The 21,697-nt window shown below is 64.0% G+C and carries 15 protein-coding genes, 2 tRNA genes and 3 pseudogenes; 2 read left to right on the top strand and 18 right to left on the bottom strand.

What is annotated here, in order from left to right:
- On the top strand, positions 1-2,838 hold the full coding sequence (locus AC07OK_RS03250; protein WP_494688927.1) for an Hsp70 family protein: 2,838 nt from the start codon (positions 1-3) through the stop codon (positions 2,836-2,838).
- On the opposite strand, the gene AC07OK_RS03255 is transcribed toward AC07OK_RS03250, so the two are convergent.
- The 5 genes and pseudogenes from AC07OK_RS03255 to AC07OK_RS03275 form a co-directional block, all read right to left on the bottom strand.
- Positions 2,821-3,489 (bottom strand): tRNA-uridine aminocarboxypropyltransferase, encoded by a 669-nt coding sequence (locus AC07OK_RS03255; RefSeq protein ID WP_494688928.1) that lies wholly within the window; start codon positions 3,487-3,489, stop codon positions 2,821-2,823. The genes AC07OK_RS03250 and AC07OK_RS03255 overlap by 18 nt on opposite strands.
- A gap of 33 nt (positions 3,490-3,522) precedes the next feature.
- Positions 3,523-5,232, bottom strand: coding sequence for a methyl-accepting chemotaxis protein (locus AC07OK_RS03260; protein WP_494688929.1), 1,710 nt, complete (start codon positions 5,230-5,232; stop codon positions 3,523-3,525).
- A 101-nt stretch (positions 5,233-5,333) separates the two neighbouring features.
- Positions 5,334-6,200 (bottom strand): type VI secretion system protein TssA, encoded by an 867-nt coding sequence (tssA, locus tag AC07OK_RS03265; protein ID WP_494688930.1) that lies wholly within the window; start codon positions 6,198-6,200, stop codon positions 5,334-5,336.
- Positions 6,201-6,214: 14 nt separating this feature from the next.
- A pseudogene (locus AC07OK_RS03270) lies at positions 6,215-6,745 on the bottom strand (AAA family ATPase); the annotation flags it as partial.
- A 483-nt stretch (positions 6,746-7,228) separates the two neighbouring features.
- Positions 7,229-8,068 carry a M15 family metallopeptidase gene (locus tag AC07OK_RS03275; protein WP_494688931.1) on the bottom strand — a complete coding sequence of 280 codons (840 nt, stop codon included), beginning with the start codon at positions 8,066-8,068 and terminating at the stop codon, positions 7,229-7,231.
- Between the two features lie 118 nt (positions 8,069-8,186).
- Here AC07OK_RS03275 and AC07OK_RS03280 point away from each other — a divergent pair, with 118 nt between their 5' ends.
- Positions 8,187-8,972, top strand: a complete 786-nt coding sequence (locus tag AC07OK_RS03280) for a hypothetical protein (RefSeq protein ID WP_494688932.1) — start codon at positions 8,187-8,189, stop codon at positions 8,970-8,972.
- Here the strand turns inward: AC07OK_RS03280 and AC07OK_RS03285 are convergent, their stop codons facing one another.
- The 13 genes and pseudogenes from AC07OK_RS03285 to AC07OK_RS03345 form a co-directional block, all read right to left on the bottom strand.
- Positions 8,973-9,407 carry an Hsp20/alpha crystallin family protein gene (locus AC07OK_RS03285; RefSeq protein WP_494688933.1) on the bottom strand — a complete coding sequence of 145 codons (435 nt, stop codon included), beginning with the start codon at positions 9,405-9,407 and terminating at the stop codon, positions 8,973-8,975.
- An 81-nt stretch (positions 9,408-9,488) separates the two neighbouring features.
- Positions 9,489-10,676 (bottom strand): hypothetical protein, encoded by a 1,188-nt coding sequence (locus tag AC07OK_RS03290; protein ID WP_494688934.1) that lies wholly within the window; start codon positions 10,674-10,676, stop codon positions 9,489-9,491.
- Between the two features lie 59 nt (positions 10,677-10,735).
- Positions 10,736-12,439, bottom strand: a complete 1,704-nt coding sequence (locus tag AC07OK_RS03295) for an ATP-binding protein (RefSeq protein ID WP_494688935.1) — start codon at positions 12,437-12,439, stop codon at positions 10,736-10,738.
- A gap of 160 nt (positions 12,440-12,599) precedes the next feature.
- Positions 12,600-12,675 (bottom strand) — tRNA-Asn (locus tag AC07OK_RS03300).
- Between the two features lie 65 nt (positions 12,676-12,740).
- Entirely contained in the window at positions 12,741-14,927 is a 2,187-nt protein-coding gene (locus tag AC07OK_RS03305) for a TonB-dependent receptor (protein WP_494688936.1), read from the bottom strand.
- Between the two features lie 315 nt (positions 14,928-15,242).
- The gene (locus AC07OK_RS03310) at positions 15,243-17,255 is read right to left on the bottom strand and encodes a methyl-accepting chemotaxis protein (RefSeq protein ID WP_494688937.1); all 2,013 of its coding nucleotides are present in this window, start codon (positions 17,253-17,255) and stop codon (positions 15,243-15,245) included.
- 123 nt (positions 17,256-17,378) lie between these two features.
- The gene (locus AC07OK_RS03315) at positions 17,379-18,074 is read right to left on the bottom strand and encodes a DUF3334 family protein (RefSeq protein ID WP_494688938.1); all 696 of its coding nucleotides are present in this window, start codon (positions 18,072-18,074) and stop codon (positions 17,379-17,381) included.
- 9 nt (positions 18,075-18,083) lie between these two features.
- Positions 18,084-18,296, bottom strand: a complete 213-nt coding sequence (locus AC07OK_RS03320) for a hypothetical protein (protein ID WP_494688939.1) — start codon at positions 18,294-18,296, stop codon at positions 18,084-18,086.
- Between the two features lie 444 nt (positions 18,297-18,740).
- Positions 18,741-19,622, bottom strand: a complete 882-nt coding sequence (locus tag AC07OK_RS03325; protein WP_494688940.1) for an amino acid permease — start codon at positions 19,620-19,622, stop codon at positions 18,741-18,743.
- Entirely contained in the window at positions 19,595-19,744 is a 150-nt protein-coding gene (locus tag AC07OK_RS03330) for a hypothetical protein (RefSeq protein WP_494688941.1), read from the bottom strand. Before AC07OK_RS03330 ends, AC07OK_RS03325 begins: the two co-directional genes overlap by 28 nt.
- Positions 19,745-19,900: 156 nt before the next feature.
- A tRNA-Asn gene (locus AC07OK_RS03335) sits at positions 19,901-19,976 on the bottom strand.
- A 59-nt stretch (positions 19,977-20,035) separates the two neighbouring features.
- Positions 20,036-20,263 (bottom strand): annotated as a pseudogene (locus tag AC07OK_RS03340) (FxDxF family PEP-CTERM protein); the annotation flags it as partial.
- 99 nt (positions 20,264-20,362) lie between these two features.
- Positions 20,363-21,697 (bottom strand): annotated as a pseudogene (locus tag AC07OK_RS03345) (ATP-binding protein).

The following is a 21,697-nucleotide window of genomic DNA, read 5'->3' on the forward strand; positions in this document are numbered from 1 at the left end:
ATGAGTCAATACGTCGTCAGCATCGATCTCGGCACCACCAACACGGTGCTGGCTTATTCGGAGCCGGGCAGCGCGCAGATCCGCCTGTTCGAGATCGAGCAGCTGGTGGCGCCCGGCGAAGTCGGCGCCGGCGCCTTGCTGCCTTCGCTGCGCTATCACCCGGCGCCGGGCGAGCTGGCGGACGGCGACCTGCAACTGCCTTGGCCTTCGGCGGATGTCGCGGGCCTGTCGCAGGTGGTGGTCGGCCGTCTGGCGCGCAAGCTGGGCGCGCAGGTGCCGGGGCGGCTGGTCTCCAGCGCCAAGAGCTGGCTGTCGCATCCCCAGGTCGACCGCATGGCGCCGATACTGCCGTGGGGCGCGGAAGCCGATGTGGCCAAGGTGTCGCCGGTGGCCGCCAGCGCGTCGTACCTGGCGCATGTGCGGGCGGCGTGGAATGCGCGCTTCCCTGCGCATCCCTTGGAACATCAACAGCTGGTGCTGACGATACCCGCATCGTTTGACGAAGGCGCGCGCGCGTTGACGCTGGAGGCGGCGCGCATGGCCGGCCTGCCCGCCTTGCGCCTGCTGGAGGAACCGCAGGCGGCGTTCTACGACTGGCTGTTCCGCCAGCGCGCGACGCTGTCCACGGACCTGGCGGACACCCGTCTGGTGCTGGTGTGCGACGTCGGCGGCGGCACTACCGACTTCAGTCTGATCAAGGTTGAGATGATCGAAGGCCAGCCGCAGATCAGCCGTATCGGCGTGGGCAACCATCTGATCCTCGGCGGCGACAACATGGATCTCGCGCTGGCGCATCTGGTCGAGACGCGCATGGCGTCGAATGCCGGAGCTGCGGCGGCGCGTTTGTCCGCCAGCAGCCTGTCGCAACTGGCGGAACGCTGCCGGGCGGCGAAGGAGCTACTGCTGGCCGCCGATGCGCCGGAGCGCACCACCGTCACCCTGCTCGGTTCCGGCTCGCGCCTGATCGGCGGCTCGCGTTCGGCCGACCTGACGCGCGAAGAAGTCGCGGCGCTGGTGGTGGACGGTTTCTTCCCCCTCAACGAAGAGCAGGAACCCGCGCGGCGCGGCCGTGGCGCCATCGTCGAATTCGGCCTGCCCTACGCCAGCGACGCGGCCATCACGCGCCACCTGGCCAGCTTCCTGCGCCAGCACGCGGCAGCCGCGCGCGAGGCTCTGGGCCTCACTGCCGACGACCGCGCCGCCATCCCCATCCCGGACACGCTGCTGCTCAACGGCGGCGTGTTCCGCGCCGACGCGCTGGCCAGCCGCCTTGAAGCCACGCTGGCCAACTGGCGCGGACAGCCGCTGCAAGTTCTGCACAACGACAATCCGGATGTAGCGGTGGCGCGCGGCGGCGTCGCCTACGCGCTGGGCCAGGCCGGACAAGCGCCGGTGATCGGCGGCGGTTCGCCGCGCAGCTACTTCCTGCTGCTCGACGACGAAGCGCGCCAGGACAAGCCGCGCCGCGCGATCTGCATCCTGCCACGCGGCAGCGTCGAGAGCCGCGAGATCCTGCTGGCCGACCGCACCTTCGCGCTGCGTCTCGGCCGGCCGGTGCGCTTCCATCTGGCCTCGTCGATCTCCGAAACCGCGCCGCCGCAAGCCGGTGAGCTGGTCGAGCTGCAAGCCGACGAATACATCCAGCTGCCGCCGATCGCCACCGTGCTGCGCGACAGCAGCAACGCCGACGCCCGCAAGGAGATCCCGGTGCAGCTGGCCGCCACGCTGAGCGAGGTCGGTACGCTGGACGTACATTGCGTCGCCATCGAAGGCGCCCAACGCTGGCTGCTGGAGTTCCAGCTGCGCGGCGAAGCCGCCGTCGATGATGGCGAAGCCGATGCTGCGGCGCCGCAGGAAGCGCCGATGCCGACCGGCTTCGACGCCGCCATCGACAAGATCGACCGCATTTTCGGCAGTCGCGCGCAGCAGGTCGACATCAAGGAAGTCAAGCAGCTGCGAGCGCAGCTCGAACACCTGCTGGGCAGCCGCGAGAGCTGGGCCACGCCGCTGCTGCGCCGCCTGTTCGACGCACTGATGCAGCGCGCCAAAGGCCGCCGCCGTTCGTCCGAACACGAACGCGCGTGGCTGAACCTGAGCGGTTACTGCCTGCGTCCCGGCTTCGGCTACACGCTGGACGCATGGCGCATCGAGCAGCTGTGGGCCATGTTCGACACCGGCATCCAGCACCACAAGGACAGCCAAGTCTGCGCCGAATGGTGGACGCTGTGGCGCCGCGTGGCCGGCGGCTTAAGTGTGGAAGCGCAGTTGCGCGTGCTGGACGATTTCGCCTTCAACGTGCAGGCCGACGCCCAGGAACGCGGACGCCGCCCGCACACGCTGGTCAACGGCAGCGAGGAAGACATGCTGCGCCTGGGCGCATCGCTGGAACGCATCCCCGGCAACTACAAGGCCGAAATCGGCGCGTGGATGCTGGGTCAGCTCGAAGCGGCGACCAAGGCCGCCGGCAAAGCCGAAGCGGCACAGGCGCGCTTCCTGTGGGGCTTGAGCCGGGTCGGCGCGCGCCAACCCTTCCACGGCAGTGCGCACGATGTGGTGGAAACAGCCGTCGTCGAACATTGGCTGGCAGCGATCCTGTCGCTGGACTGGAAAAAGGTGGAGCCGGCCGGTTTCGCCGCAGCCCATCTGGCGCGCATGACGGGCGACCGCACCCGCGACATCGGTGAAACGCTGCGGGCGGAAATCCTGCGGCGCCTTGCCGCCGTTGGCGCGCCGGCCAACTGGAGCGCGATGGTGCGCGAGGTGGTGCAGCTCGATCAGGCCGACGAAAAACGCATGCTGGGCGAAGCCCTGCCGCCGGGCTTAAAGCTGATCGCCTGACGGCGGCCGCGCGACGTAGCCGGCCTGCTGGGCGACGAAGCCGTCGAAGGCATCGATCAACGGATTGAATTTGTTTATATCGTTTTCCAATTGGGCCAGCGCGTAGACCGTGGCCTCCAGTGTCGACAGCTGGTCCGGCAGGTGCGCCTTGCGGATCAGGTAGTGCGACGGCGGCGTATCGCGCAGCGGCAGGCGCGGCAAGCCTTGCAGCGCTGGATTCAGGTACAGCATCTTGCGGCTTTTGCGCCAGGTCCCGTCCAGCACCACCAACCGCAGGAGCTGCGGTTCGCGCAGCCAGACCGGATTGAAAGGCTGCGCCGCGGCCAGGCCCAGCGACTTATCGGCCGCCGTGTCGGGATACAGCAGCACGCTGCGGCGCTCGGGCGACAACAGCGCCTGCAAGCGCTCCGGTGCGAAGGCCTCGCCCACTTCCAGCCGGCTGCCGGCCAGGCTCAGATGCAACAGGCGCGCGCTGCCCTTGGCGTTGTTCACTTCCATCGGGTGTTGAAGGATCAGCACTTCCACCTGGTTCGGCAGAGCCGCGACCCAGCGGCAAATGCAGGTCTGCTGTGGACGCAGACAGGCAGCGCACAGCGCGCGCGTGGAACGTGGAGTGGATGGTGCGGCGGCGCCGTCGGTACTGGTCGTCATAGACCGCCATTGTACCGAAGGCGCGGGCCGCGCTTAGAACTCTTCCCAGTCGCCATCCTTGGCGGAGGCGACTGCCGCGCGCTTGGGCGCCGCGGCCAGCACCTTGCGGGCCGGAGCCCTCACTGCCGGCGCCGGACGCAGGGGCCGCAGCGCATCGCGCGGCCGCACAGGCGGCAAGGCACGCGCTTGCGTCGCCATCTGCGTCGCACCAAGCTTGAACACGCTGACCACGTCGGCCAGCTTGGCCGATTGCTCCTGCATCGATTCAGCCGCCGCTGCGGCCTCCTCCACCAGCGCCGCGTTCTGCTGCGTTACCTGGTCCATCTGCGTGATCGCGTCGTTCACCTGCGCGATGCCGATGCTCTGTTCTTCGCTGGCGTGGCTGATCTGGGTCATGATCTGCGTGACACGGCCGATACTGACGACGATCTCGCTCATGGTCTGCCCTGCCTTGTCGACCAGGTCCGAACCCTGCGCCACCTTCAACACCGAATCGTCGATCAGGCCCTTGATGTCCTTGGCGGCGGCGGCCGAGCGCTGCGCCAGGTTGCGCACCTCGGATGCCACCACGGCAAAGCCGCGTCCCTGCTCGCCGGCGCGTGCCGCTTCCACCGCCGCGTTCAAGGCCAGGATATTGGTCTGGAAGGCGATGCCGTCGATGACCGAAATGATGTCGACGATCTTGCGCGAGCAGTCGTTGATCGAGCCCATGGTGCTGACCACTTCCCCCACCACGGCGCCGCCACGGCTAGCGATTTCCGATGCGCTGACGGCCAGCTTGTTGGCCTCGCGCGCGTTCTCGGCGTTGAAGCGCACGGTCGATGTCAGCTCCTCCATCGAGGATGCGGTTTCCTGCAAGGAGCTGGCTTGCTGCTCGGTGCGCGATGACAGGTCGTGGTTGCCGGCGGCGATCTCGGTGGACGCGTGGGCCATCAGGTCGGTGCCATTACGCACCTGGCCGACGATGTTGACCAGGTTCGTGTTCATGGTTTTGAGGGCGCTCATCAACTGGCCGGTTTCATCGCTGCTGCTCACCTGGATGTCGCTGGTCAGGTCGCCCGACGATACCGTCTCCGCCACCTTCACCGCTTCGTTAATTGGATGGGTGATGGTGCGCGTGATCCACCATGCGGCGAACACGCCCATGACAATCGCGGCCAATCCCAGTAACACCAGCAAGGTGCGGCCGCTGGTGTACTGCTGTTGGATCTCGACTGCCGCCTGGTCCAGCAAGTCGGCCTGCTTGTCGGCGAATTTTTTCAGCGCGTCCAGATAGAGCACGCGGCTTTGCGCCATGTCGCCTTCGTAGAGGCTCTTGCCCTTTTCGAGATCGCCGGCATTCTTGGCGGCGAAGACGGCCTTGCGGATGTCGGTGTAGGTCTTGCGCGTATCAAGCACCTTCTTGAACAGGGGCTTGAGCTCCTCGTCCTCGATGCTGGCGCCGATCTGGTCCTGGATCTTGGTCGCTCGGCCGGACGATTCGGCCATCATGCCTTCCAGCTTCTTCTGGTCGGCGGGATCGGCGACCATCCAGGCGCCGGTGGTGCGTGCGGCGTTCACCTCGATGATCTTGCCCCACTCCGCGATCAGCCGCTCGTCGCGAATCTTCTCGTTGATCATGTGGTCGGTCAGCGAACTGGCGCTGCTCAGCCGGAGGATGCCGATGATGGTCATCGCCGTCAGCATCAACAGGATGAGTGAAAAGCCGAAACCGAGGCGAGTGCCAATTTTCAGGTTGTTCATAGCAGTCCTCAAAATGGAGATGGATGGGCCTTTCAATCCATGCTAGCACCATTTGAGGGAAAACTATAGCCTTAAAAGAAATATTTCCTCAAGGATATTACTCATTCGCCGGCGGTTTGCGCGCCTAACAACTCCTCGACGCTGGAGATGGCGGCGGGGTCCTTGATCACGGCGCGTAGCCAGACATGTAGCGGCATGTCGCCCCAACTGGCGGCCTTGTCGGCCAGGTAGGCGACGGGGCTGTGCGGCTCCGTGCGGCGGAAGAAATCGGCCACCCCCCGCAGCTGCGCCAGCGCCTGGCGACGGTCTTGCGGCGTGCCGTTGGCAACCACGGCCACTTGGCCCGCGGGGGCGTCACCGAGGACCGCCAATGCCGGCACACCGCCAGCCGGGGTCACGCTTCGAATCACGGCCTGCAGGCAGTCCTTGGCGGCGCTGAAGCCTGGGCCGTCCGCGCCCAAGCGCCGGTCAACGATATCTTCCAGGCCGGTCAGCATGGCGAGGCAGTACTCGGCCTCCGGCAGCAGCGCCGCGCCTTCGGTCAGCGGTATCTCCTTGACCAGCACCGGCGTGCGGGCCAGTAGCCAGAACAGGTTGCCGATGCGTTGTTCGTAGTCGCCGTCGTCGGCGACGGGGAACATGCCGTCCCAATAGTGTTCGCACAATCCGCTCAGCACTGCGTAGCCGTCGCCCAAGCCGCGCAGGCCGCGCGTTTTGGCGAACGCCTCGGCCAGCCACACCGCCAGCCGCATATCCTTGCTGCGGCTGGCGACCATGCTGGCGCTGCGGCTGGCGACCAGCGGCCAGTCGGCCTCCTTCAGGGCGGCGATCCATTCACCCTGGTCCAGTGTGGGGTCGTCGTGCATGCGAGCCTGCGCGATCTGGTCCACCTCCGCGCTGAAGGCGACGTCCTCGCCGCAGGGCTGTGCTGCGCTGATGGGTTGTAGCAGTTGAGCGATGCTGAACATGGTCCGCCTCCAGGCTATCTGATGGTGTATTTGAACTGGCCTTGCTTGCTGGCGCCGACCTTGATCTTGCCGATGGCGGCGCCTTCCGACATCCGCTGCAGCACCGCCTCGGCGATCTCCGGCAGCAGACTGCCGTTGAGGATATGGTCGACATTGCGGGCGCCGGAATCGACCTCGGTGCAGCGCGCCAGTACCGCTTCGACCAGCGCCTGGTCGTAGCTGAACTCCGCGCGGTGGTGATCGCGGATGCGCTGGCCGATGCGCTCCAGCTTGAGCGCGATGATCTGCACCAGCACCGCGTCCGGTATCGGGTAGTACGGCACCACTTTCAGGCGGCCCAGGAAGGCCGGCTTGAAATGCTTGACCAGGTGGGGCCGCAGCAGTTCCTCCAGCGCGGTTTCGGTCGGCGGGGTTTCCTGGTTCAGGCAAGCCTGCATGATGGCGGCCGAGCCGGCGTTGGAGGTGGCGATGATGATGGTGTTGCGGAAGTCGATCTCGCGCCCCTCGGCGTCGTCCATCACGCCTTTGTCGAAGACCTGGAACCACGGCAGCTCGTACAAGGCACGCGTGCCGGACACGAGGCCCATCTTCGAGCCGCGGATGGTGTCGATCGCCTTCAGCATGTCGTCGCGGATCAGCTTGACCTCGGCGCCGGACTGGTCCTGCGGCGGCGCCTCGGCGGCGGCCTGGGCGCCGATGGCCGCGCCCAGCTGCTCGGATTCGCGGCGGGCGCGCCGGCGCCGCCACAGCCAGACCAGACCGGCCAGCAGCAGCATCAGCGCGGTGGCCGCCAGCGCCCAGACCAGGGCCAGCTCCAGCACTTGCGCGCCGAGGTAGAACAGGGCCGCCATCGCAGTCAGGCCGATGATGGTCAGGTGGCGGGTATCGGTGAGGAAGTACCAGATTCTTCGCATCATGGGTGGAGGCCGGCTTGAACGACAGCGCCTGAGCAGCAAGCGGACCGAACAATGTTGCCACCAACAAAGCAGGGATTACTTGAGGCAGCACAATCATCGCCCCGCGCCGTGCTATTTGCGCACGGTGCCCGCCACCCGCAACTCGGTGTGGCCGAAGTCCATCATGGTCCAGCGGCCGCCCCAGCGCAGGCCGACCGCTTCGGCCGCCTCGCCGTACAGGCGGTAGCCGCGCATCGCCCACGGATCTTTTTCGGAAATCAGCAATTTGCCGTCGCGCAGGAAGGCGCAGTCCGCCGCCAGGCCGAACTGGTGGTAGCTCTGGAAGGCCTTGGCGTTGGTCACGCTGGGACCGGCGGCGGCCAGCGCGTTCTGCCGCTCCGGGCTGCGGTAGCCCTCCAGGATCGCCATGTCGTAGCCGTGGTTCTCTTTCATGATCCTGAACACCAGCAGCAGGCGCTGGGCGAAGTCGGGATCGAGCAGCCGCCAGTTGCGGTTGGCGCCGTCGAGCAGCGGGCGCACCAGCGTCACCTCCGCCGTGGTGAAGACCGGCGGCGGCAACGGCGCCGGCGCCGCCAGCTGCTCGCCCTTCAGCAGATCGGCGACCTGGTCGTTGATGGCATGGCTATCGCCGTCGTAGCCGCCCAGCATGCTGCGTCCGCTGAGCACCAGCGCCAGCATCGGCGGCACGGTCAGCAGCACCGCGGCCGACAGCAGCAATAGATAGCGGCGCTGCAAAAACTTCAACGCGCGCAGCACGCCGCCGCCGGCGCTGCGTCCCGCCAGCGACACCTGTTGCGCGCCCTGCCGGTAGCCGCCGCGCAATCCTTGTTCGATGCGCCGGCCGATGGCCGACATCGACTGCGCCACCACGTCTCGCCCAGCAGGAAACAGCGCCAGCCATGCGCCCACGCAAGCCAAGATGAAAAACAGCAAGACTGAAAAGAGAAACATGGTGCGCTCCGTCAAAGCAAGGTCGCGCCGCAGATCGGACACTGAGGTGCTAGAACGCTTCATCGTAGGCGCTCCAGCAAGCGGCGTGAAAGACCAGATCAAATTCGGAGGAAATACCGTGGATACGTCGAAGCAAAAACCCGACCTGATGAACTCCAACCGCGTGGCGGCGGACGGCGGAAAACGCATACTGGCGCATCTGGAACATGGTCCGAAGACAGCGTCCAAACCACCCCGCACCGGCGGCTGGGCCATCGATGGCTGGACCGTCGGCCTGGGCCTGCTGGTGGTGACCATCTGCGCGGTCGCCTGGCTGGTGCACGATGACACGCTCACCCCGGGCTCATTCGCGCGCAGCCGCAGCAGCGTGCGCACGCATTTCGAGCGGCGGCCACTGGAAGCCGTGGAGGCGCAAGCTACCGCCACTGCGCCGGCCGTACAGGCGGCGGCGATCGTGAATGAATCGATAGCCCGGCCATCACCACCGCCGGCGCCGGCGTCTCACCCGCCATCCGCAGCAACAACCCCGGCCGCGCACACGCTGGCGAGGTTCGAAGCGCCACGCGCGGCCGGCCCGGCACACAGACAGCCAGGCGCCGCAGGCACCGCCACCGCGCCCGCCGCACGCCTGCCAGCGGCCCATCCCGCCGTCGCCGCACCGGCAGCGACTTCCGGCGATACCGATGTCGCCCTGCTCACCGCTTTGGTCGCGCATTCAAACAAGCCGACCACCGTGCTGCCGGAGCGCAGCCGCGACGTGGTCGAGCGCCAGGAGGGCGACAGCACGGCGCAACTGCTGGCGCGCTGTAAGCAGCTGGGGCTGATCGAAGGCATGCTGTGCCGCTCGCGCATCTGCTCGGGCCGCTGGGATGCCGACCCGGCCTGCAACGCCCCCTCGCACTGATTACTGGATGGACAGCTGCTTGCCGCCGGTGCCGACTTTTTTCGGCAGGGTCAGGTGCAGCACGCCGTTTTCGTAGCGCGCCTCGGCCTGGTCGTCATCCACGTCCTGCGGCAAGCTGAAGCTGCGCTGCAATTGTCCGTAGTAGCGTTCGCTGCGCAGGGCGCCGGTCTTGTTGGTGCCGGCCTGCTGCTCGTCCTTGATCTCGGCGCTCAGCGACACCTGGTTGCCGTTGACGGCCACCTTGATGTCCTCCTTCTGCACGCCCGGGATTTCGGCTTTGACCAGATACTCCTTATCGGTCTCGCTCACATCCATCCGCATGCGCGGCGCCACGTCGGTGCCGCGCCATGCCGCCGGCGCAAAGTCGCGGAACATTTCATCCATGTCGCGGAAGGGATCGAAACGGGCAAGGTCGCGGAAAGGATCTATACGCATCAAACTGTTAGCCATGGCAGCCTCCTTCAAGTGGTTGGACTACCATGATAAGTAGCGCCCCATCCCCTCCTTTGACGCACATCAAGGCGCGGCTTTACCTGCGCGTTCGACAAGCGAGTTGATCATCGCCTCGCTGTAGATTTCGCCCTTGCTGTCGGCGGCGCTGATCATGTCGCGCCACAGGGGCACGATGTCGACCTTCAGCTGGCTGTAGCGCTCGAAGCCGCAGGCGTAGATGCCGCGATAGCTGTCGAAGCTGTGGTCCAGCTTCGCACACTCGTCCAGCGTGGCGGCGGTGAACGCCTGGCCTTGCTCCTCGCTCCAGATGCCGGTGCGCAGCAGCCCATCCAGCGCCATGGCTTCGGCGCCGCCCTCGTGCACCCACGGCGGCGAGTGCTCGCTGGTGCCGCCGCGGCGCGCATTGTTCTGCCACAGATGCGCCATTTCATGCGCCACGATCTTGGCCACCATCTCCCGCTTTTTGGGACTTTCGGCGGTGAGCAGGGCGGTGCCGCCGAAACGGTAGACGATCTGCGCACCGACCACGCCCCCTTTGATCGACAGGCCAGGCGAGGCGGTATCGCTGACGGCCGCCAGCAGCAGCAAGGGCTGGCGCAGCGGTTGCCGGTACGCCGCGCGGTAGTAGGTGGACATCTTGGCCGTGGTGTCGAGCAGCGTTTCCCTGGCCCAGGCGGACAGGCCAGGGTCGAGCAGCACCTGCGCCTCGCCGGCGGTGACCGGCGTCTGCGGACCGAAGTAGGCATATGGCGTGGCGCTGTTGGACGGTGCGGCCGGGGTGGCGGGCACCAGCACGGTTTCCTTGCCGAGCCCTGCCAGCGTGAAGTTGGCCGCGATATCGCGCACCACCTTGCCCTGCCTGGCCTCGCCTTGCAGGAAGCCCAGGTAGATCAGGCGCCCGCCATCGGAGTAGCGGTCCATGGCGAGGTATTGCTTCTCCAGCAGTCGATCGAAGGTGGAGATTTCCACGCTGAACTGCCGCAGCGGTTTGCCGTTGGCGGCGGCCAGCGTGTCATGCTCGCCGCCGGTGGTCAGCGTCACGCCGGGCGTCAACACCTTCCAGAAGGATTTGCGGAAGTCGGCCACCGGCTCGAACTGGATTGCCGTCACCGGCTGCGAAAACCGATAGTCGGCGCGCCAGGTATCGGGCGCAGTATGCGTCAGGCGTACTTGCACCGGCAAGGGTACTTCGGCACGCGCGGCCATCATGCTCATCACCACACCCATCCCCAGCAGCCACTTTCTCGACATCATCATCCCCCGGACAAATTCAGTGTCCAGAATATAACACGGGAACGATGCCAATTTAACTACATCAGCGCCGGCGCGCGCTGCGGTATGCGCAGCGTGAAGGTGGCGCCGCGCCGCGCCGGCGAATGCACGCAAATCGTCCCACCCAGCAGGGTCGTCGCGATCCGATGCGTGACGTTCAAGCCGATGCCCGAGCCGCCCCGTCCCAGGGTGGTGGTGAAGAAGGGATCGAAAATGCGCCCAACGTGCTCCGGCGCGATACCGTTGCCGTCGTCCGACAGACTCAGCACGACGTGGTCGGCGCCGGCGTCGACCTGGGCCTCTATGCGGATACAACCGCGATCGCGCCCATCGAAGCCATGGCGGATGCTGTTTTGCACCAGGTTCAAGATGATCTGCTCAAGCGGCCCCGGATAACTTTCCATGGCGATGCCTGGCGCCACGTCAATCGCGAACTCCCAGGGCTTGTTTTGATAACTGGGACGCAGCGAGTCGATGGTTGCACGCACCACGGTGGCCAGGTCGAAGGCGCGGCGCTGTTCGGACGTCTGGTCGACGGCGACTTGCTTGAACGACGTCACCAGTTCAAGCGAGCGCTCGATCGAACGCCGGGCGATATCGGACAGCTTGCGGCCCTCGTCGAAAAACTGGTCGATCTGGGTCTTTTTCAGTCCCCTGCCCGCATAGCTGGCATGGATCTCGACGATGCGGCCGATCAGCGTGGTGATCGCCATCTGGGCATTGCCGAGCGGCGTGTTGAGCTCATGCGACACGCCCGCCACCATCGAACCCAACGCCGACAATTTTTCAGCCTGCAGCAATTGGTGCTGCGCGCTGCGCAAATTGTTCAAGCTCTGCTCCAGCTCAGCGGTACGCTCGGCGACGAGCTCCTCCAGATGATCGCGGTAAGTCGCCAGCTCCGCTTCGGAGCGGCGGCGCTCGGCCATTTCCTTGCACAGCACCTCGTATTGCTGCCGCGCCAGCCGATGCGTCGCTATCGTCTCGCCCCAGACGCCGAAGATCGGGAAAAAGTAACCGAGCAATTTCAGCAAGTGCGCCACATCCCAGCGGGCGTCGTAAAACTCCCGCGCGCCGGAAAAGTACAGGTGCAGCATCACTTGCAAGACGATACAGGCGAGTATGCTGAGCATCAGCGGACTGTGCGTGCGCGTCCGCGCGTATTGCCGATAGTAGAGCACGAAGACCAGCAGGAACAGGCCGGCGATGCCCGCCTCCAGGGCTTGCTTCAGCGGCTGCCCCTGCCGCAGGGACGACGACAAGTGTTGCGCGCCGAAGATCACCAGGGCCAGCAACGCCGACAGCAGGAAGCCGGCAAAATTGAAGCGCAGCGCGTCGCCGCGCCGCTTGGCCGGCGCCACTTCCCGACGACCGCAGCAATACGCCAGGATCAGGGCCAGCACGAAAACCGAGCGTCCGGCCAGCCAGGTGGTCGAAATCGCCAGCTTCGCGGTCGGCAAATCGGCCGGCCACAGGCGATCAAAGGAAAACAGCGCGTGCACAAACTCTTCCGCGCCGACCTGCACGAAGCCGACCGAGATAAACAGGAAGAACCAGCGTCCCGTCGTCAGGAAATGCAACAGCACCATCACGCCGGCCGTGACGGCCACCAGCGACGAAGAGAATTCCAGCAAGGCGTGCACATCGCTGCTGCTGTGCCAGCGCGCCCCTGCGACCAAGGGGTACAGCGCCAGCATCGCGCAGCAGGCGGCGATCAGCAGCTTATCGAAGGCGACGAGCTTCATCTGGAATTCCTTGGCATCGTTGCGCCCGCCGGTGCAGCGCCGTCAATAAAGGCGAGGAAAACAACATCTTACATCCAGCCCGACCGCAAAAACAAAAAAGCCGCAGGCGGCATTGCAACGATCTTGAGCGTTGCAATGCACACCTGCGGCTTTCAAATTCTGGCTCCCCGACCTGGACTCGAACCAGGGACCTGCGGATTAACAGTCCGTCGCTCTACCAACTGAGCTATCAGGGAAAAGAGGCCGCATTATATACGGCCAATTTCTAGCTGTCTAGGCTAGCAGGCAAATTTCCAAAAAATCAGAAGCTGCCCTTGAACTGCACGCCGAACTGGCGCGGTTCGTTGACGAAACCGGTCAGGTTGTTGAAGTCGATCGCGCCGACGATACGCTCGGTGTTGGTGATGTTGCGACCAAACGCCGCCACTTCATACTTGCCGCCCTGCCAGTTGTAACCCACGCGCAGGCCGCCTTCCACCATGGCCTTGCCGGTGAATTCCTTGGCTTCGTACAGGAAGAAGTTGATCTTGCTGCGGTAGGCCCAGTCGGTCAGCACGAACAGGTTGCCGTCAGCCAGCGCCCAGTTGTAGCGCGCGGTGGCGTTCAGGATGACCTTGGGCGCTTGCGGCAGCGGGTTGCCGTCGATGCTGACGCGGCCGGCCGCGTTCAGCGGATCGGTCACGGTGCACGAACCGCACTTGGCGACCGACAGCGATGGATCTTCGATCTTGGTGAAGTTGTACGAACCACCAGCGGTGACCTTGAAATCAGGCGTCACAAAGGCTTCGAAGTCCGCTTCCAGGCCACGACCGACGGTCTTGGCTGCGTTGATCAGCTTGGTCACATTGGAAGTGCCGCCAACCACGGTCAGCTGCTGGTTCTTCACATCGTAGTTGTAGATGCTGACCGATGCGCGGGCGCGGCGGTTGAACAGGTCGGCCTTGATACCGGCCTCGTACGAGACGATGGTTTCCGCATCGGCCACGGTGATCGGTACGAATTGCGACGCGGCGGCGATACTCGGCGCGCGGAAGCCGGTCGCTACGCGGGCGTAGGCGTTGACGTCCTGGTTGATCTTGTAGGTCGCGCTCATGTCCCAGTTGGCTTTGTTCTTGCTCTCGTCGACCGAGTCAGGACCGGTCTGCTTCACGTTGACGCGCGAGGTGGTGGCGAAGTCCTTCTTGTCGTGGGTGTAGCGCAGGCCGCCGCGCAGCACCAGCTGCTCCGACACGTCATAGGTCAGCGAGCCGAACACCGCGGCAGCGGTGTTGTTCTGGTGGCTGGCCAGGTGCGAGGTCTGCAGCTGGGTGTCGCTGTCGAAGTTGTCGCTGTAGCCGCTGGCGCTTTCCTTGAAGTAGTAGACGCCGCTCTGCCAGTTCAGCGGACCCGGGTTCTTCGACTCGACGCGGAATTCCTGGGTGTACTGATGCAGGCCGCTCAGCCCCCCACCGGTCTGCACCTGGAACGGGATGAAGCCAGGGCCGGCCGGGCTGCCGCCGTCGATGTCGCCGCGGCTGTAGTAGTTGTCCACGGCTTCGTAGCCGGTGATCGAGAACAGCTTGACCGCGCCCAGGTCCCAGCTCAGGCGGGCATTGGCGCCGTTGGTGCTCAGGCTCTGCATGTTCTGGCCGTTGGTGGCGATCTTGGTGAAGCTGTAACCGTCGGCGAAGTCGTTGCTGCCCTTCTTGATCAGGTTGGCGCGGAACAGGCGGGCGCTGCCGTCGGTGGTGCGCGAATGCACGTTGAACAAGGCGTTGAAGGTGGTGCTCGGGGTGTACAGGAACTGCACGCGCTCGGCGTGTTCGTTGTAGCCTTCCAGCACATCGTTCTGCTTGGTGAAGGTGTTGTCGACGAAGTTGTCGCGGTGCTGACGCAGGGTCGACACGCGCATCGCCCATTCGCTGGTCAGCGGCACGTTGACGGCGCCTTCGGCGTTGATGGTGTTGTGGGTCGCCCACGACAGGTTGTAATAACCCTCCACCTTCTTGGTGTTCGGCTTTTCGGATTCAAACTTGACCACGCCGGCCGGGGTGTTGCGGCCGAACAGCGTACCCTGCGGGCCGCGCAGCACTTCCACGCCAGCCACATCGAACATCGGGTAACCTTTCAGGATGCCGTTTTCCTGCACCACGTCGTCGTACACCAGAGAAACCGGCTGCGAGGCGAAGGTGCTGAAGTCGGTGTTGCCGTAGCCGCGGATGTAGAAGCGCGGGAAGGTACGGCCGTTCGACGACTCCACGTTCAGCGACGGCACTTTGCCTGCCAGCACACGGATGTCCTGGCCGCCGGACAGCAGCACGTCCAGCTTCTCGTCCTTCAACAGCGTGACGGAGACCGGCACGTCCTTGATGTTTTCGGCACGGCGCTGGGCGGTGACGGTGACGGTTTCCAGCTGCGGTTCAGCGGCGGTTTGTGCCATGGCGGTACCGATAGGCATCACGGCGCTCAGCGCCAGTAGGCGCTTGTGCATCTTCGACAGTTTGATCATTCAATTTCCCGATTTGAGGTAAGGCAAAGAGTTAAAAACAGTGTCTCCTGTTCTCTCTTTCTTTTTGATACCACCCGGTCATCTAACGTGTCCGTGGCGGTGCAAGCGGATGTGAGGCCGTTTTTCGATGTCTAGAATGCACCGTCTTGCAGAAAGGCGGTATTTTCTTTCATTGATAGCAGGTATTGCAAGAGCAATATAAGCAAATGGGAATTTACTGTTAGAAATTTGGTGCATCAGCAGGGCGGACTGAATAATAAAAGGCTAGACAGCCCGCCGCACCGCCTTCGATGACCGATCGATCAAGCTTGTTGTTTAGCCATGCCGGATCGCCAAACGTTGTTGTTGCACAACAGGCCTTGCCGCCGGGCGGTGCGCGGCGGCGGCGGCCGGTTTCTCGTTCCCCAGCACAAAGTGGCTCATGGCCTGGACCAGGGCCTGGGTTTGCTCTTCCAGGCTGGCGGAAGCCGCCGCCGTCTGCTCGACCAGGGCGGCGTTTTGCTGGGTCGTGTCGTCCATTTGCGTGACCGCGTCGTTGACCTGCTCGATGCCCACGCCCTGCTCGGCCGAGGCGGTGGCGATGTCCGACATGATGATGGTGATGCGCTGCACGCTGGTGACGATCTCGCCCATCGCCTCGCCGGCCTGGTCGGCCAGCCGGTTGCCGACCTCGACCCGCTCGACGCTGCGGTTGATCAACTCCTTGATTTCCTTGGCGGCGGCGGCCGAGCGTTGCGCCAGGTTGCGCACCTCGGACGCCACCACGGCGAAGCCGCGGCCCTGCTCGCCCGCGCGCGCCGCTTCCACGGCGGCGTTCAGCGCCAGGATGTTGGTCTGGAAAGCGATGCCGTCGATGACGCTGATGATGTCGACGATCTTGTGCGAACTCTCGTTGATCTCGCCCATGGTCTGCACCACCTGCGACACCACCGCGCCGCCCCGGCTGGCGACATCGGCGGCGCTGATCACCAGCTGGTTGGCCTGGCGCGCGTTGTCGGCGTTCTGCCTGACGGTGGAAGTCAGCTGCTCCATCGACGAGGCCGTCTCCTCCAGGTTGGAGGCCTGCGATTCCAGCCGCGCCGACACATCGGCGTTGCCGCTGGCGATGTCGCGGGTGGCGGCGCTGATATGGTCGATGCTGCCCCGCACGTCGCCGACGATGCCGCGCAGGCTGTCGTTCATATCCTTGAGCGCGCGCAGCACCTGCCCCACCTCGTTGGGCGCGCCGACGTCGAAGTCGCTCACCAGGTTGCCGCGCGCAACGCTCTGCGCGACGGCGATGGCGCTGCTCAATGGCCGCGTCACCGAACGCGCAATCAGCAGCGCCACATAGCCGGCCAGCGCCAGCAAGGCCAGCATAGCGCCCAGCATCATCCAGCGGGTGGTGTAGAAGGCGCGGATCTTCTCGTCCAGCAGGGCGTCCAGCTGCTTGCTGGCGACGGCGTTGAGCGCAAACTGCAGGTCGATGGCCTGGGTCGCCAGCACCACGTAATTCTCCGCCGAATAGGTCAGCGCCTCCGGCTGCACGATCTCATGGAGGGCCAGGTCGGTGATCTTGGCCGCAGCCTGGGCGGCCTCGCGCATGGCCGGCGCCAGCGTGGTCTCGAAGTCAGGGTTGAAGCGGGCGGCTTTGCCAAAGGCGGTCAGGGTCTGGTCCAGCCGGTCCGTCACGCGCGCCACGATGGACGACAGCAGCAGCCGGTCGGCCGGACTGGCCTCCTTCCTCGCCAGCAGGCCGGCGCCCTTGGCGCGGGTCTTGCCGAGCTCCTCGGACAGATAGGGCAGCTGATAAAACATGGCCTGGATCAGCTGGTAGGTGTCGCGGTCGGGATCAAGGCTGAGGCCGTAGTAATCGCCGATCAGGTCGTTCACCTTCAGCAGCTTGGGCATCAGTGCGGTATGCGCGGCGTAGCTTTGCGGCACCGTCAGGCTCTTCGACGACACTTGGGAACGCAAAGTCTGCCAGTCGCTGCGCGCCTGCGACCAGGCCGCATCGAGCACGGGGTCGTGCAGGGTCTTGACCAGGGCGTCGGTGGCCGCATAGGCGTTGTCGGCTTCCTGTTGCTTGGCCGCGCGCTTGTCGTCCGAGGTGGCGCCACCCAGCACCAGCGCAGACAGACCGCGATGCTGCTGGGTCAGCTGCACCATGCGCAGGCCACTCACCACGGCCGGCATGCCGGCGCGCTCGTCCAGATAAGCATCGAGTCCCTTGCCGGCTTCGCGCATGTACAGCCAGGTAGGAATGCTGGCCAGGATCACCGCGATCAGGCTCAGGATCAGGAACTTGTGCCCGAGCCGCAGGCTGCCAAGAAGGGTGTGCTTGTCCATGTCGTGCCTCCGTGAGGGTAAGTCACTGGGCCGCCCCCAACCGACAACCACGGCCCTTGCTTTTGATCATAGTCTTATCCCGGGCGGTCGTGGTGGCTTTAATAGCACAAGTCTCGGATCGCCCTACATACCCAGCGACCTCAGCAGCTCGTCGTTGGCTTCATCTTCCGCCGAAGCCGAGAGGGCCGCCGATTCACCGCCCTGATTGCCGCGCTCCCGGTCCATCAGCGCGTCCGGATCGCCCACCTCGCTGGAGTCGAAATCGTGCAAACGGATGAACTCGGTTCGGTCGATCGCCAGCTCCAGATAAAAGATATTACTCTTTTCCGTATAAAACGTGACGCGCCGCATCTCAGGGCGATCCAACGGTGTGTCCACGCTCAGCATCACCTGCTTGTTCAGCACCAGCATTTTCGGCTGGTTCTGCGTGATATTGGTTTGCAGCTCGCGCCGCACCTTGCCGGTGAAGTCGCCGACGATCTGGTTCATCAGCTCGCCCAGGATGTTGGACACCTCGTCCGACGTGTGGGAACTGGCCAGCTCGGACTTCGGCATGCCCATGTGCAACATATAGCGTTCGTAGAGTTCCATGGCCGTGTCGGCCGCGAAGTTCAGCACCACCAGGCCGGTGAAGCCGCCGTCGAACAGCACGAAACAGCCGATATCGGGCTTGAGGCCGGTCTTGGTGATGCGCTGCACCATGCCGGAATAATTGACCTTGCTCTGGGTGGCGACGTTCAGGACACGGGTCACCGAGTTGCACAGACTCATCAACAAGTCTTCGGTCCCGTACACAACTTCCTTGTTTTCCTCGCTCATGATCTACCTCTAGTTATTTTTAAAAGATGAAAGCACGGTTTCCTGGTCCAGCGAGAGACGGAACAAGACCACTTCGCTCAGCAAGCGGACGACCTCATCTTTCCATTCCTGGTCCCTGCCGCCAGCCGGCAGGGCGGCCAGGGTGCTGCGCAACAGCGCCACTTCGCGCTCCAGCTCACGCACCCGTCGCACCTGATCGACCGCTTCGACTGAGATGACCATCGCTTTTCCTTCCGGCCAGAAATAAGATTCAGAATACCGAGGTGCAAGATTCCCGTCCACCGGAATCGCGCATTTCGGTGAGATTTGCGTGCCAAAATGCAAAAGCCCCATGCAGGAAATTAACGCCGAGCGCATGCCGCGGCAACACGCCGACCACCACATGCCCGCCGAGTACACCTATAATCGGCTCAGCAGGGAGACATAACCATGCGAATAATTCTTGCACTACTGGTCAGCCTGATGTGCATGCGCGTCGCTGCCGAAGAATTGGGCGTCCCGAAATTCAGCCAGCGCGAGCCCTGGGCGGGTTACATCCTCGAACTCCTGACCGAAGCGCTGGCCAGGACGCGCGGGCCCGACCTGATCATCGAGAAAAATGTCGCGATCGCCTACCCGGCGCCGGTGTTTTTCTTTGTCACGCCGAAGAAGAAAGCGCTGTTCAGGCTACGACCGCAAAACCCCAAACGCCAGCCGCGTGCGCAGCATGAAATAGGAGCCGACGATAGCCAGTGCGATCACGCCCATCAACACGAACTGAAAGCGCGAGTCGGGATTGAAAGCCTGCGACACCAGCACCGCCAGCAGCGTCAGTAGCGCGATGGCATTGCCGAACGGGAAGAGCCAGGCTTTGTAGGGCGTGCAGCCGATCTCGGACGCTGGCGACGCCTGACGCATCCTCCCGTGCGCCAGGATAATGAACATCCACACCGTCATGATAAAGGCGCCGCTGCTCTTGGCCAGCATCAGAAAAAGATCACCGCCGCTGGCAAAGTGCAGCGCCAGGATGCCTGCGCACACGGTAAAACTGAGCGCCAGCGCATTGAGCGGGACTCCGCGTGCATTGGTGCGGCCAAACAGCGCCGGCGCATAGCCGCGCTGGCTCAAGGAATACATCATGCGCGAATTTGAGAACAGGAAGGAGTTCATCACCGACATGAAGGAGACGAACAGGACCACTTTCATCGCCGTCGCAGCCCACCCATACCCAGCCTGGCTAAACAGCGACACGTAGGGCGACTTCAAATTGACGGTGTCGGTCCATGGCAGGCACAGGATCACGATAGACACAGAGCCCACATAGAACACCATGACCCGAAAAATCACGCTGCGGATGGCCTTGTTCACGTTGTCGCGCGGATTTTCCGATTCGCCCGCCGCCACGGCAGCAATCTCGCTACCGCCAAGCGAGAAGATCACCACCGTCACGCCGGCCAGCACGGGCGAGATCCCATTGGGCATGAACCCGCCATGCGCCGTCAGATGGACCAAGCCCGGCGCCGGAAAGCCGCTCTGCATATTCAATAAAATGGATAGGCCCAAGACCATGAGGCGGTGGCGATGATCGCCGCTGAGCCAACAAAGAGGCCCGCGCCGATCACGCCGCCCAAGGCGATCATGGTGACGTGACGCTGCTTCAGGCTGTGAACCAGGTGGTTTCTCTGCGTCACGCGGTGCTCCTTCGGCCGGGGTAGTCTTGTACTTGAACTGATGCAGAATGCATCCGGGCGGAGGGGAAGCACGGAAACCGGCCGATGGTAGCATTGAAAACGGCTTCGTTGCACAAAAACAAAAAGAGCCGCATTTGCATGCGGCCCTTCGTATTCTGGCTCCCCGACCTGGACTCGAACCAGGGACCTGCGGATTAACAGTCCGTCGCTCTACCAACTGAGCTATCAGGGAATTGAGGCCCGAATTATATCCGCTCAAAATGGATTTGGCGACCCCGCCGTGAATTTTTTTTATGCACAGCGACGGCGACGCGCAATCGCGCCCACCAGGCCCAGGCCGGCGAGCAGCATGGCATAGGTTTCCGGCTCAGGCACAGCCGCGGTGACCGAAACATTGTCCAGCGCCGCGCCGTAGTGCGAGTTGGCGGGGCTGCCGGCGAAGGTCAGCGTACTCAGGGCCGAGGTGGCGACGAAGCTGAAACCTTCGGTTTGCCAGCCCATCGCGCTGTGCGAGCTGCCGGCGTGATTGCCGGCCACCTAGCATTAACGCCATGGCATACGATACAAGGAAACATCAATAATTTCATTTTGCAAACATCTTGAAAACAACAAATTGATCTACGATGGGGACGGACTGGTCGGCGCCACCCGCGGCACCCGCAGCGTGAAGCAGGCGCCGTGACCCGGCTCGCTCACCACCTGCACGTTGCCGCACAGCGCGGTCGTCACCTGGTTGTAGACCACGTGCAGCCCCAGGCCACTGCCGCCCTACCCCAGCCGGGTGGTAAAGAATGGCTCGAACACGCGCACCAGATTGGCTTGCGGGATGCCGATGCCGTCGTCGGCAACGCTAATTTCTACCGAGTCGTCGGCATGCCGGCAGGCCGCGATGCGGATCTGTCCTTGCGCGCCATTGGGGAAGGCATGCACCAGGGCATTGTTGATCAGATTAAGCAGCGCCTGTTCGAGCGCCCCGGGGTAGCTATCCATGGTGATCCCGCCGTCCACCTCGCACAACACCTGGTGACCGCTCCGGCGAATGACCGTTCCCAAGGTCGCCAAGATCTCGCCGAAGGTTTTTTTCAGGTCGAATTGACGCCGGCGCTTGCTGGACTGGTCCACCGCGACCTGCTTGAAACTGTCCACCAGCTCAGCCGCACGGCCCAGGCAGTGCAGCAGGATATCGGCGCCCTGGTCGACGCCGCCGATGAAGTCGTGCATATGCTTGCGCGTTACGCCCGCCTCCAACTCCTTGGCTATCGTGCCGACGTTGCTTTTGAGTGTGCTGGCGACCATCAGGCCATTGCCGATCGGCGTATTGAGTTCGTGGGCGACGCCGGCCACCAGATTGCCCAGGGCCGACATCTTTTCGGCGCGCAGCAATTCGGTTTGCATGGCGCCGATCTTGGCCAGCGCCGTCGTCAACTCGCCGTTGCTGAGCGAAAGCGCCTGGTTGGCGTTAAGCAGATCGGCATTACCTGAGATCAATTTCTGCTGCTGCTCCATGACCTTGAAATCCGCCTCGATCGCCTTCTTGATCTCCCACAGCAAATCGACGTAGCGCTGTTGATAGGAGCGCTTCTTGCTGTCGAGTACGCAGATCGTGCCGAACACCTCGTCGTCGGGCCACAGCAGCGGCACGCCCAGATAGGAAATCATGTTCAGGGCGACATCGGGATTATCCTTCCAGTGCTCGTCTTCCAGCGCATGCGGCACATGCAGCAGCGACCGGGTTGCCATCACCGTTTCGCAGTACAGGCCGGTGTTCAGCTTGGCTTTCTCGTACGCCTCATAGGGATTGCCTGGCGTGTGACTGGACACCAACACCTCGATCTGCTCCGGCCCGACGCGCATGATCAGACCGGCCGGCACGTCGAAGATGCCCGCCATCACATTCGTCGTCTGCTGCCACTTCCCCAGGAAATCGTCTGAGACGACACGTTGTTGGAACAT

The sequence above is a fragment of the Duganella sp. GW821-FHT07G03 genome, assembly GCF_059418605.1.